Annotated in this window: 11 protein-coding genes; 7 read left to right on the plus strand and 4 right to left on the minus strand. The window is 36.2% G+C overall.

Annotated features, from left to right (window positions below; all coding sequences use genetic code 11):
• Positions 1 to 76: 76 nt before the first annotated feature.
• From ACSVDH_RS08600 to ACSVDH_RS08610, 3 genes are all read right to left on the minus strand, one after another.
• Positions 77 to 1474, minus strand: coding sequence for an MFS transporter (locus tag ACSVDH_RS08600; RefSeq protein ID WP_439252318.1), 1398 nt, complete (start codon positions 1472 to 1474; stop codon positions 77 to 79).
• 88 nt (positions 1475 to 1562) lie between these two features.
• Positions 1563 to 2588: a quercetin 2,3-dioxygenase gene (gene qdoI, locus ACSVDH_RS08605; RefSeq protein WP_439252319.1), complete on the minus strand. Its 1026-nt coding sequence runs from the start codon at positions 2586 to 2588 to the stop codon at positions 1563 to 1565.
• Positions 2589 to 2659: 71 nt separating this feature from the next.
• A complete protein-coding gene (locus ACSVDH_RS08610; RefSeq protein WP_439252320.1) occupies positions 2660 to 3235 on the minus strand; it encodes a TetR/AcrR family transcriptional regulator in 576 nt (191 codons plus the stop codon).
• Positions 3236 to 3554: 319 nt separating this feature from the next.
• Here ACSVDH_RS08610 and ACSVDH_RS08615 point away from each other — a divergent pair, with 319 nt between their 5' ends.
• On the plus strand, positions 3555 to 5633 hold the full coding sequence (locus tag ACSVDH_RS08615) for a glycosyl hydrolase 115 family protein (protein WP_439252321.1): 2079 nt from the start codon (positions 3555 to 3557) through the stop codon (positions 5631 to 5633).
• 118 nt (positions 5634 to 5751) lie between these two features.
• Here ACSVDH_RS08615 and ACSVDH_RS08620 read toward each other — a convergent pair whose 3' ends face one another.
• On the minus strand, positions 5752 to 6933 hold the full coding sequence (locus tag ACSVDH_RS08620; RefSeq protein WP_439252322.1) for an MFS transporter: 1182 nt from the start codon (positions 6931 to 6933) through the stop codon (positions 5752 to 5754).
• Between the two features lie 80 nt (positions 6934 to 7013).
• Here ACSVDH_RS08620 and yeiL point away from each other — a divergent pair, with 80 nt between their 5' ends.
• The 6 genes from yeiL (at position 7014) to ACSVDH_RS08650 (ending at position 13844) form a co-directional block, all read left to right on the plus strand.
• Positions 7014 to 7685 (plus strand): transcriptional regulator YeiL, encoded by a 672-nt coding sequence (gene yeiL, locus ACSVDH_RS08625; RefSeq protein ID WP_439252323.1) that lies wholly within the window; start codon positions 7014 to 7016, stop codon positions 7683 to 7685.
• 479 nt (positions 7686 to 8164) lie between these two features.
• Entirely contained in the window at positions 8165 to 9301 is a 1137-nt protein-coding gene (locus ACSVDH_RS08630; protein ID WP_439252324.1) for a GntR family transcriptional regulator, read from the plus strand.
• Positions 9302 to 9870: 569 nt separating this feature from the next.
• Positions 9871 to 10818, plus strand: coding sequence for a carbohydrate ABC transporter permease (locus tag ACSVDH_RS08635; RefSeq protein WP_299089683.1), 948 nt, complete (start codon positions 9871 to 9873; stop codon positions 10816 to 10818).
• Positions 10819 to 11658, plus strand: coding sequence for a carbohydrate ABC transporter permease (locus tag ACSVDH_RS08640; RefSeq protein WP_439252325.1), 840 nt, complete (start codon positions 10819 to 10821; stop codon positions 11656 to 11658).
• 33 nt (positions 11659 to 11691) lie between these two features.
• Positions 11692 to 12357 (plus strand): YesL family protein, encoded by a 666-nt coding sequence (locus ACSVDH_RS08645; RefSeq protein WP_439252326.1) that lies wholly within the window; start codon positions 11692 to 11694, stop codon positions 12355 to 12357.
• A 140-nt stretch (positions 12358 to 12497) separates the two neighbouring features.
• Entirely contained in the window at positions 12498 to 13844 is a 1347-nt protein-coding gene (locus ACSVDH_RS08650) for an ABC transporter substrate-binding protein (protein ID WP_439252327.1), read from the plus strand.
• The last annotated feature ends 6 nt before the right edge of the window (positions 13845 to 13850 follow it).

Consider the following 13850-nt stretch of genomic DNA (forward strand, 5'->3'; position numbering starts at 1 on the left):
GTCTTTCTATGCATGCTGAAAAATTCAAAGGAAGAGGCAGTCTCAAAAGGAACAGACCCTTTTGAGACTGCCTCTTCTATTTTACATGATTACCAATAGCCTTCTGACGTGAAGCCTTTCTAAATTGACTAGAATAAATAAGAAAGACAATCACGATAAGCAAAGCCAATACAGCATAAATATTGCTAAAATTTAAGCCTTCTTGATTTTGTAAAAAAGGGTTTAAATGAAGGGCAGAATCTTTTATTTCTAATGCTTTGCTGATGAAGGTGGTGGCAGCAGCACCAGCAATAAAGTTTGTCATCATAAATACGCCCATGCCTACTCCAGACTGATCCTTCGGTAACGTCCGGGAAACCGTATTGGCTAAGGCAATTTGAATGAATGTCTGCCCAGTGCAAGCAAATACCAAGACAACCATGATGACAAAAGGAGATAATCCCGCCATCAACGATAATAAGATGTAACCAATAAAAAAGCTGCATAAGGCTGTATAGGTTAAAAAGTTGTTTCCTTTCATATCTGCTAATTTTCCAGCTTTTTTCCCTAAAGCAGCTGCTAATAAAGCGCTAGGAAACATGATGAAGCCGCTAATAATAGGTGAAAGGCCATTGACATCTTGCAAGAGAAGCGGTGTTAAGTATGGAATCCCAAAACCTATTCCCGAGCTTAAGCCTGAAACAAGAATGCCAATTGTGTATTTTTTATTTTTAAACAGCTTGGCTTGAATAAAAGGGTCTTCAGTTGTACAAATTCTCCATATAAATAAGGTCAGAAAGATCATTCCTATAATGACACACCAAAGTGAGCTTTGGGTAATCGCGAGTAACAGGAATGCTAAAGTGCCTGCAAGTAAACCTGCCCCAATTAAATCAGTTTTTCCTGCTTCATCAGGTTTTTCATCATCTAAATATCTTCTAAAAAAGGGAAGAGTGGTCAAAGCTAAAAGGGAAACGATAAAGAGATAATGCCAGTTAATAAAGCTCGTGACAAAACCTGCAACAATAGGTCCAATAGCTGTACCTAAAGCCATTCCAGCTGAAGAAATCCCAAGTGCCCTTCCTCTTGTTTCAATGGAGAAGTAGCGTTCTGGAATAATCATTGAGGTCGCAGGCATAACGGAAGCTCCCACTGCCTGAAGAATTCGTCCAGCTACAATCATTTCAAAATTGACTGCCATAAAACCAAGCAATGATCCCAGAGCAAAGAAGGCTAATCCTGCAGTAATCAGATTTTTTAGCTTGTAGCGATCTGCTAATTTTCCATACATAACCGAACCAATCGCATAGACGATAATATATCCTGTCACAATCCAACCGGCTTTGGAAGGCTGGAGCAGAAATTCCTTTGTAATCGTGGGAATAGCCATATTAAACATAGTCGAATTCATGACCGAAATCACTAAGGCGAAAGCCAGAACCATGATCAGCTTTTCGCGATGTTTTTGTTCGGTATTAATAATCGTTTGATTCATGTTTGTTCTCCCTCTATTAGTAAATCATTTTTCACTATATAAATGTACATGAGCAAGAGAGCATGTCTCTTACTCATGACATCATGCGTTATCCTTGAGGTGGTTTGCTGACAACCTTCAGATCCAATGTATCAATCTTTTCTAGTACTCTATCAAATCGCAGAGGTTGGGGTACATTAGGGAAAATATAATGGTCATATGGATCACCTAATATGCGGAAAAATGGTTCAAATAGACCGGATGCCAACAATCCTACCATTTTTGTGTAATGCGAATCCAAACGGTATGAATGAATCGTATTTGCAGGTACATGCAGGAAATCACCAGGATTTAGTTGGATCTCTTCTCCATTTGCCCACATTGTCATTTGCCCCTCGAGGCAAAAAAAGGTTTCTGTATGATGCTCATGGTAATGTTCTACAATCTGGTCACCTTTAGGGCCTTCAGAAGAAACGATAATAAATTGTCCATCAGAATTTATTTGTGCAGCAACAATACGATGCAATTGGTCACCAGTTAGCAGACGATCCCCTTCTCCTGATTCAAGCACATATGGAATGACTTGATCTGGTCGCACATTATTCGTAACAAGTACAGCCGGCTTTAACGGTTGATCATCATTGATAAATTTTACATCAGCCTTGGCAGCAGCATCCGCGAAACGTTCTGCAGCAAGACTGCTGCTCACATGCGGTGGATATTCTACTTTATCGTAAGGATTTCCAATTATAGAATAAAGCTTCGCTGTTTCACTTTTTGCCGTGTAAGAAACAAACCGAGTTCTATGGCTCTTCATGCGATAGCTGTGTATTGTTCCTGCAGGAATATGAGCATAATCGCATGAAGTGAGAAGGTGATGTTCGTCGTTTAGGGTTAGTTCAAGTCGCCCCTCAAGGACAATTATACCTTCATGAGTTTGCTGGTGGAGATGGGGGGGAAAAGCATCGTCTTTACCACCAGAAATGAGGACCATTTCAAAGATATTTCCTGTGCTTTTTGCATCCGCCATCACAGTGGCAACCTGTCTCCCTAAAAGATAGCGTTTCCCTTCACCACTTCTAAGTAAATAGGGAACTTTTTCTTCTGGCAGCACATTTGTAAGAATATGAGTCATAACAATACTCCTCGAATATTTATTTATAATAGACCAGTCTATATAATTGTAGTAAAAGGGTTGAAAGATGTCTACCCTTTTTTCGTTATAAGTTTTGGAATGGTTTCAGATATGGTGAGGAGAGGTGTTTTATCCTGATTCGTGATCGAAAGCATGATTCCTCCTTCAATCATCGCATTTATCAACATTCCTAGCTTATACGCTTCATTGTCTTTAAACCCATTTTCAATTAATTTATTAGCTATGATGTCTTCCCATTTTTTAAAGGACTGCACACAGATTTCACGCAAAGGCTCACTTAATAAGGAAGTCTCACTGGCTAGTAATCCGACTGGAATCCCTTCGATCTTCTCTGGATGATCGAATTGGTTAGCTGTGTCAAGAATGAATGATTGTATCGCTTTTACTGGATCAGCTACTGAATTCATGAATTCTTTCAGTTTTGATTCAATGTAATGACTCGTATATTTAACAGCTTCAATCGCAAGCTCTTCTTTGCCGTTTGGAAAATAATGATAGAGGGATCCCTTAGGAGAACCGCTTTCTTTAATAATTTGATTTAATCCTGTTGCATGATATCCTTGCAGCTGAAAAAGTCTTGATGCTGTTTGAAGGATTTTTTCACGCGAGTCAACTTTACTGGCCATAAAGGTTCCTCCTTTTATTTTATGAAGACCGACTTATATAACTATAGAAAACAAATCATTACATGTCAAAATGAATTAGGGAAAGCTCCTTTTATTGAGGAAAAAGCTTGAATATCAAACTGTTACACTGTTTTTTATAATAAATAATCTGAATTTTGGATTTAACCCCGTGAAAAACTTCAATAAAATATAAGAAAATAAACCTAAAGCCAAGTTGTCGAGGATTATTTTTTGTATGCGATTTCAAAGACCGCCGCTAAATGGTTTAAAAAATATTACTAAAACTAAAAAGCCATCACCGTTAATTAGGAGGAAAATCATGCATAATGTTTCACATGTAGTGATTGATCGTCATTGTATTATTTCTGTACCTGAAAACATTACAAAGCCAGTACAACATGCACTGGATATGATTATCAGAGATCATAAAAAAGTATTTGGTCATCAACCAGAATTGAAAGTAGAATCTGAAGTTGAGGCTACAATTACGATTAGATATACTAACAATAAGGATGAATGTCCGGATAGGCCAGAAGCTTTCGGTTTCCGGTTTACCAATAACAATGGAAAATGGACACTAAACATAATTGGAAATGATGATTTAGGGATTATTTACGGTTTGCTGCACTATAGCCAGCAATATTTAGGAGTAGACCCTTTTTGGTTTTGGGCAGATTTGCAAGTTAACCAGAAAACTGAAATTCACATTCCCACAAGTAAATTTGATTCAGCAGAGCAAAAAGTGAAATACCGCGGCTGGTTTGTAAATGATGAGGTGTGCCTGATCGGCTGGAAGGAAGAATATCCGCCAACAAAAGAAATATGGTATCCAGTATTTGAGGCTTTATTAAGGTGCGGCGGAAATATGGTGATTCCTGGAACGGACCTTCCAAGAAGTGGGATTCATGGAGACTTAGCGACGGAAATGGGTTTATGGGTAACCCATCACCACGCAGAACCATTAGGAGCAGAAATGTTTTTACGTGCATTTCCAGGAAAAAGGCCAAGCTATAAAGAACATCCAGACTTATTTGAATCTCTATGGGAGGAAGCCATTCAGAAACAAAAAGATGACAAAATTGTATGGGTTCTTTCTTTTCGAGGACAAGGAGATGCCCCATTTTGGCTATATGATCCTGAATTTGATACACCTGAAAAAAGAGGAGCACTGATTTCTAAAGTTGTTTATAAGCAATATGAAATGCTTCGTAAAGCTGTTGAACACCCCGTCTGTTGCATGGCCCTTTATGGTGAAATAGCCGAATTATATAAAGAAGGGCATATACAGGTCCCAGATAACATTATCAAAGTTTGGGCAGATAATGGATACGGTAAAATGGTTTCGCGGAGACAAGGAAATGAAAACTACAGAATTCCTGCTTTGCCAACAGCTAAAGATACCGGGGAACATGGAATGTATTATCATATCACATTTCATGATCTTCAAGCATCGAATCATTTAACAATGTTTCCATCACCTCCAGAGCTGATAAAAGAAGAAGTTGAAAAGTCATTTTTTGCTGGTGTGTCATCCTATCTTTTGTTGAATAGCGGAAATATTCGTCCTCATCTCTATCCATTAGATCTTGTTAGTAAATTATGGAGTCATGGAACGATCGATGTAGAAGAGCATTTACAAGAATTTATAAGCCGTCTTTATTCAAGTCATAACCAAGAATTAATAAAACTGTACAAAAGCTTCTTTACAAGAACAATCAAGTATGGCCCAAATGCTGATGACAAAGCTGGTGAGGAATTTTACCACCATCCTGCAAGAAAAATAATTGGCCATTGGCTTCAAGGGAAAGCGGAGAGTCCGCTGCAAAAGCTTTTTTGGGCAACAGGTGACATCTCTTTTACCGATCAAGTGAAATGGTTTAAAGAAAAATGTGAAAATGGTTTAGTGGGATGGGAAGAGTTATTGATTGAATGCCAACAGCTTTCTTCTAAACTATCAAAAACAGATCAGCAGAGGTTTTATGATCAGTTGATCTTACAAGTAGTATTACATGTATCCGGTTGTAAAGGGTTTATTTCATTATGTAAGGCATATTTATCTTTCATTCAAAATGATCATCCTCTCGACTTTGTTCATGCATCACAGTCCATTTGGTCTTACCGGGAAGGTCAGAAAGCGTTAAAACAAGCCGAACATGGAAAATGGGAGAATTTCTATCGTGCAGATTGGTTAACAAACATAGAAAGTACCATTTATTCACTAGAAGCTTTAAGGAAATTCCTAAGAATGCAAGGAGATAGTCCTGATTTCTTTTTATGGTATAAAGAATATTTGATGCCAGAAACAGAAAAGCATATTTATTTGGAAAATACTCATCGAAATCCGTTATCTGACGATGAACTAGCAATAAGATTAGCGGAAGATTTTTGGGGAAATTAGCATGAAGTTCAGCAGGCTAATAGAATTATAGTGTATGTTTACTAAAGAAGAGGCAAAAAAACAGACAGAAATTTTATGCATCTGTCTGTTTTTTGATTAATAAGAGCATGGTTTGCCTTCATCCAGCATTAACCATTAAGGGAGCTTCCTTTTTATGTTCAAGTTTTCGATAATGAAGGGCAATCATCATCGATGGAATGGTACAAATAATCATCCCAAGGAAGGCGTATTTTGGCTCGATTTCGTATAAATAACCTCCAAAAATCGTAAACGCTGCAGTGCTCCAGCTAAGTGCCAGCGCTGAATAAATTCCTTGTGCTTTCGGAATCTGCTCAGGAGGAATATGTTTAATTAAGTATTTCATAAAGGCATAATGCCCCATTGCGAATGAGCATGCATGCAATGATTGCGCGATACAGAAAACAATGACATTTGGAAAGGCAAATACTAAAATCCAACGTACCGTTGAACCAAATGCTGCTAGTGTGAGTAAGGACCCGACTGAAAATTTATGAAAGCTCTTATCTGCAATCAAGAAAAATATAATTTCTGCGATCACGGCAATGTTAATAATCGCCCCGATTAGGTATTTCGGTGCATGGATTTCTTGTAAAAAGATATAGCCATAATTGTAATAAGAGGCGTGTGCAGATTGTAGTAAAATCACAATAACGAGCACCAAACCAAAGTGTTCAACCCTAAATAAATCCAGCATGCCGCCATTTTTTGTTCGATCTGCTTGCGGTTTTTCCAATAAAATAGCCGGTGCGCGCATAAAACCAAGAAGAATGAAAACCGATATGCCAAGTAACAGCGTCCATAAAATCACTTCATCTCCAAGCGCCCCTGTAAAAAAGGTTAAGATCATGCCAGCCACAACAAATCCGATCGATCCCCATGAACGGCTTTTCCCGTAATGTTTTAATTGTTTACTTTGTACAAGGAAGCCTGCCGCACTATCTAAAGCAGGCATCAACGTTGGGTAAAAAAAATGTAAAAGAAACGTTACTACAAGTAAACTAGCAAAGGAATTTGCTGGAATATAACACAAAATTGAAAGAATTGTCCCGACTGCCATTCCATTTAATAAGGTTTTGCTACTATATTTCCCCGATAAATAAGGAAACGCAACTAAAGTAGAAAAACCTCTTGCAATTAAGCCTATGCTCATAATCAAACTGGCTTGTGATACCGAAATCCCTTTTGTATAAATCATCCATCCTGTCCAATAGGGCAGAAAAATTCCCCATGTCATATAAAAACTGAAAAATTGTCGACTCATCCAGCGTTGTGTGTTCAATATGTATCCCTCCATTGTTTGCATAATATCATGGAGTCACATACAATAATATGAGATATCTCATATTTCTGAGGTGGGTTATGAAAAATTATAAAAATGAGAAAAGACAACACTATTTGGATAAGTATTCTATTGCCCAATTATTTTCTTTTCCAATTGAAGAGTATATCCAAGTGCATGAATACAAACGTGACGAATGGATTATTCAAGAAGGCATGCGCCCGGATTTTTTATTTTATGTCATAGAAGGAAAAGCGAAAATTTATGTAACACATCAAAATGGGAAAGTTTCCTTACTTAATTTTATTAATGCGAATGATTTTATTGGGGAAATGGAATTGTTGAATGAAGTGTACTATACAAAAGGGATTCAAAGCTCAACTAAGACGGTTTGTTTTGCGCTTCCCTTTCACCACTTCCGCACCCAAATGTTGGAAGATGTGACATTTCTGCGTGAACTAACCAAGTTTTTAAGTATAAAAGCAACACAAATGGCTGCAAAGTATTCCCAAAGTCTCGCCTTTCCTCTTGAAAACCGGCTAGCGGATTTTATCTTGCAAACCGCTGATGAAGAAGTCTATAAGGAGAAACACGTAACCGTCTGTGATTTTTTAGGTGTCTCTTACCGACATTTATTGCATGTTCTTGCCCAATTTTGTGAAAAAGGGTATCTGAAAAAGGAAGGACGTCACTATTGTATTCAGCAGTACAATCGATTGGAGGAACTTGCCGAGAAGTTGAAGAATAAATAGCCAAGCAGGTAAAAGACAACTAGTAATTGTTGCTAAACGATGGTCGAACTCAAGCTGCTCTGGTGATATAAATGTCTACAGTATATCCCGTACTATACATTAGTACGGGATATACTTGTTTAAGGTTTCTGGATTAAAAGTTGTATGAACAATTTTGATATGAATAACCAAGACCTAATCGAGAAGATTAACAAAAAAGTAAATGTCAGAAGGTGTTAATTTTCTCATAAATTGTTTGAATATACGTACAATTTATACTATTATTAGGTAATAACTAAACACTTACGTATAAGAAGAGAAAAGAAGGAATTTGAAGGATTGTGTAAACGGTTTCTTGGTTGTCCTGCAATTGAATTATATGTTTCTTTTATAATAATTAGAGTAAATATTCGTACATGTAATTTATTTAAGATCATAATTTGAATCTTTTTCTAATTTAAATTAAATCCAACAGCTACTAAACAATAAGAGGTGTTTTTATGGCAACTAAACATGATATTGTGAAGCAAGAAATTAAATCTAGAATCCTTGATGGAACTTTTCAGCCTCATCAAAAAATACCCTCAGAAAGCGAATTAATGAAGCAGTTCGGTGTTAGTCGTCATACTGTTCGTGCTGCTATAGGCGAGCTTGTGAATAAAGGGTGGCTCTATCGTGAGCAGGGAGCAGGCACATTTTGTGCGGATCGATCAAGTGATAACCGGTTAAAAAGCGGGGGTAACCAAAGAAATATAGCGATAATTACAACTTTTATTTCAGATTATATTTTCCCTTCCATTATTAGCGGAGCTGAAGCATATTTAAGCAAACATGGCTACAATGTAAATCTTTTTAGTACAAATAACGATCATGAAATGGAGAAAAGGGTCTTAGAAAAAATTTTAACCGAACCCTTTGAAGGCGTGATCGTAGAACCTACAAAAAGTGCTATCTCCAACCCAAATATCAACTACTATTTGAATATTGAACGTTTAAACATTCCTTATGTTATGGTTAATGCTTATTATGATGAATTGGAGCCTTTAAGTATTACAATGAATGATGAAAAGGGCGGTTATATCCAAACCGAGCATCTTATTCAATTGGGACATACAAATATAGCCGGATTCTTTAAAACAGATGATCTTCAAGGTGTAAAAAGGATGAAAGGCTTTATTAAAGCACATCGAAAATATGGTCTTCCTATAAATCCGAATTTTATCGTCACGTATAATTCAAATGAAAAAACAACAAAGCCGGTTGAAGAACTTACTAAGCTTTTATCCTTAGAGCAAAGTGTTCAGCCAACAGCTATTGTTTGTTATAACGACGAGTTGGCGATCAGTCTGTTAGATGTTCTAAGAGAGAAAAACATACGTGTTCCAGAGGATCTATCTCTAATTGGCTTTGATGATTCTTTTATGGGGAAATTAACGGAAGTAAAATTAACAACGATTTGTCATCCCAAATTCAAAATGGGAGAAAAAGCTGCAAATATGATCGTAGACCTATTGAAAGAGAAAAACGGTCAATCCAAAAAAATGGCTGAAAAAGTACAATCTGTTGTATTTGAGCCAGATCTCATTATACGTAATTCAACAAAAGAATTAGACCTTAACAAATTAGTGAACCAATAGATTTTGGGATTAATGGCTGATTTTTCAGTAAAGTTGATTTCGAATTTTAAAAAAATTAAAAAAACTATTGAAACTAATAAAATACTCTCATATAATAGGCAATAGAAATATATGCGTACGAGTTTGTAAGATAAAAAAACTTAAAGACGTTCGTACAAATTATAAGGAAAAGTAGAGAAAGCTTACATAGTTATTTTTTTAATCGATTGTGTAAGCGTTAACAACAGGCAGAGGAGGTGTATCAAGTTCAAAGTATGTTCTTTAAATCATCATGTATTTTAACAGATGGCTACAAAATGAAAAGCACATAGTTCTAAAAATATTCGCCCACAAATTACCTCATATTTCTAGCAACTAAGATAAGACTTAAAATAACAAGCTGCTTAGCTAAAAAATGGTCATTGAAAAGTTGAGATCGGAAATGCAATAATCTTTAATTTTCAAAAATTCTTTTCATCAATGAATTTTATCGAATGATTTCATAGTTCCTATTTACTTTTATCAACAATATTTCATAGACAAAGGTTTAAAAATTTAGCGTTATAAGTATTTTCTGGGGAGGGTTTTTTATGTTACCTGAATCAAGGATAAAATCCCAAGAACTTGCAGCACCGGTTAAAAGTCAGAAAAAATTACTTAGTTTCTTAAATTCAAAAAAAGTTGTTCCTTATATTTTTGTTTCTCCTTTCATTCTTTCATTTTTGATTTTTTCTTTATTTCCGTCAATCCAAGCTATTATTATGAGCTTCCAAAAAGTACTGCCAGGTCAAGTTACATTTATAGGGTTAAACAATTACTCGAGAGTATTCAATCCAACTTTTTATAAAGCGCTTTCAAATACAACGACTTATGTTATTTTAACAGTCTTAATCTTAACCATTCTCCCAATTGTTTTAGCCGTTTTATTAGATTCTAAGTTAGTAAAATTAAAAACAATTTTCCGGGCTTCATTATTTTTACCAGCTTTAGCGTCTACAATTGTTTCTGGTATGGTTTTTAGACTAATGTTTGGTGAAACGGATACTGCAGCAGCTAATCAAATTCTAAACTTTTTAGGATTTGAATCTGTTGATTGGAGATACCAAGCATGGTCTGCGATGTTTTTAATGGTTTTACTTTGTTCTTGGAAATGGATGGGGGTAAATATCCTTTATTTTTTGGCAGGGCTTCAAAATATTCCAAAGGAATTATATGAAGCTGCAGAAATAGATGGAGCAACAACGTTTAATAAATTCTATCATGTCACTCTTCCGTTTCTAAAGCCAGTAACGATATTTGTCGTCACCATTTCAGTGATCCATGGATTTAGAATGTTTGAAGAAAGTTTTGTATTTTGGGAAGCTGGATCACCAGGAAATATTGGGTTAAGTGTCGTTGGTTACTTATATCAACAAGGTATTCAACAAAATGATATGGGATTCGGTGCAGCAATTGGCGTTATCTTGATGCTAATCATCTTTGTTGTTAGCTTTATCCAATTAATTCTTACTGGAGCATTTAAAAAGGAGGGTCAATAAATGAAAAAGAACAATTCTAAAGTCTTAATTTGGGCTACAAACATCGGATTTGTTATTATTTCCTTTATTGCTCTATTCCCTATTTTAAATCTATTAATTTCATCCTTTAGACCCTCATCGGAATTAATGAGGAACGGGATTAGCTTAGTCTTTGATCCAAGTACGATGAGTCTTGATAACTATTTGTATATCTTTTCTCAAGGGGGAAATTATTGGAGTTGGTTTACGAATAGTTTGGTGATTTCTGTCATCACGATTGTTTTATCATTATTCTTCTCCTCAATGGTAGGGTATGCATTGGCACTCTACGATTTTAAAGGGAAAAATCTTATTTTTGGATTCGTTCTATTTATTTTAATGGTTCCATTTGAAATACTCATGCTTCCACTATTTCAATTAATGATTAATTTAAACTTAATCAATACTTATACAGCTGTTATTCTTCCTGCAGTAGTTGCGCCAGTAGCCGTATTCTTCTTTAGACAATATGCTCTTGGTTTACCGAAAGAATTGATGGATGCTGCTAGAATAGATGGTGCAAATGAATATGGTATTTTCTTTAAAATTATGTTGCCGCTTATGGCGCCATCAATGGCAGCGATGGCTATTCTTCAAGGTTTAGGAAGCTGGAATAACTTTTTATGGCCATTAATTGTTTTGAGATCGAATGATATGTTTACATTACCAATTGGACTAGCAACTTTATTAACTCCTTATGGGAATAACTACGATATTTTGATCGCAGGGTCAGTCATGACAATTGTCCCAATTATCATTCTATTTATCTTCTTCCAGCGTTACTTTGTTGCTGGTCTTACAGTTGGTGGGGTAAAAGGATAATTTCATTCAGCGTAAAAAGAGGTGGTAAGTCATATGAATGGAAACCAGATTGTCACAAAACTAGATAACATGCTCCATTGGGTGATACGCCTTGTCATGTTGAATATACTTTGGTTTATATTTTCTATCCTTGGCTTATTTGTAGCCGGAATTTTCCCTGCTACGGCTGCTGTGCTAGGTATTGCAAGAAAGTGGCTAATGGGTGATAAAGTAAAAATTTGGACTACGTTTAAAGACATTTACCTTCATGAATTTAAGGCTGCAAATTTGATGGGCTGGACCTTATCAGTAATGGGAATCATTCTTTATTTCAACTATCGAGTGATTGTTAGTAATAATAGTGAAATGATCTTTATTGTGCCATTTGCGTTTTACTTTATTATTTTTTTCTATACGATACTCGTAATCTGGTCCTTTCCATTACTTGTACACTATAAGGCTACCTGCCTCCAACATTTTAAAAATGCACTCATTATTGGACTATCTAAGCTTCAATATACGATCGTATCTGGTGCAATAGTTTTATGTCTTGTATATGGTTCGCTTAGTTATCCAGGTGTAATCCCTTTTTTTACAGTTAGTGCAATTGGAATTTGCTGCATGTGGCTGCCATTACAAATCTTTAACCAGCTTGACCAGAGACAACAAGTAACTGCTAAAACAGAGAGAACAACGCATTTATCTGCTGAAATAAATTAATGATTTAAACGTTTAAGTAGTAAAAATGTAAGCGTTAAACTTAGCCTTCAATTCCAGTCTCCTTAAGGGAGGTGAAGTATTTGCTGTATTAAATAAGTTATTAACAATGCAATTTTAAAAATAAATTAGGGGGAAAAAACATGAAAAAGAAAAGTTTGTTAGCTTTACTTTTAAGTTTAATGACAGCCCTGCTAATGGCATGCTCGGGCGGTGGCGGTGGAGAATCAGCCGGTGGTGAAGCGACTGAGTCTGAAGTAACAGGCGGAGACATCGAGAATGCCACTGAATTAAAATTTTGGACTTTTGTTGAATTGCACATGGAATTCTTTAAAGATGCAGCAAATCGTTGGAATGAAGAAAATCCTGATCGACCAATCAAACTGGTTGCTGAAACCTTTCCTTATGACCAAATGCACAATAACTTATTATTAGCATTACAATCTGGTGAAGGTGCACCTGATCTTGCCGATATCGAAGTTGGCCGTTTCCCAAACTACTTACAAGGTGAACCACAATTATTGCCAATGAATGAATACGTAGAACCTGAAAAGGCTAATTTTATTGAATCACGGCTTAACCTTTATGCTAAAGACGGGAACTACTATGGGATGCCAACGCATGTTGGAGCAACTGTCATGTTCTACAATAAAGAAATAATGGATGCTGCAGGCGTTGATATTGAAACCATTAAGACATGGGATGACTATGTTGAAGCAGGTAAAAAAGTAGTTGAAAACACGGATGCTGTTATGACGACTGTACAGACAGGAGATATGATTAATTTTCAGTCGATGATTGCGCAGCAAGGCTCAGATTTTATTGATGAAGAGGGAAATATTACGCTTGATAATGAAACGAATATCAAAACACTGCAATTTTTAAGTGATATTGTTGACAAGCATAAGATTGCTGAACTTACTCCAGGCGGAGAAGTGCATGCTGAGGAATTTTATGCATACATGAATGAAGGAAAAGCTGCTTCCATTTCTATGCCTTTATGGTATATGGGCCGTTTCACAGACTACATGCCAGACCTAAAGGGTAAAATGGTGATCCGTCCGATGCCAGCTTGGGAAGAAGGTGGAGATCGTTCAGTTGGTATGGGGGGAACAGGTACAGTCGTTACGAACCAAACAGAACATGCTGAGCTTGCAAAAGAGTTCTTAGCATTTGCCAAGCTTTCGAAGGAAGCTAATATTCAGTTATGGAAGGTTTTAGGTTTTGATCCGCCACGCTGGGATGTTTGGGAAGACCCTGCTGTTCGTGAAGATAACAAGTTTTATCAATATTTTGGTAATGATATCTTTGATACATTACTAGAAATTAAAGATGAAATTCCAAATATCAATGTGACTGAACATTATCCTGATGTTATCACTGAATTAAATACAAACACGTTTAACAATGTTCTTAGACAGAAATCACAATCTGCTGAAGAAGCTTTAAAACAAGCGCAAGAAACAGTAGAAGCGAATATAGGTCAATAAGAGAGT

This window comes from Metabacillus sp. Hm71 (assembly GCF_051842955.2).
Lineage (GTDB): Bacteria > Bacillota > Bacilli > Bacillales > Bacillaceae > Metabacillus.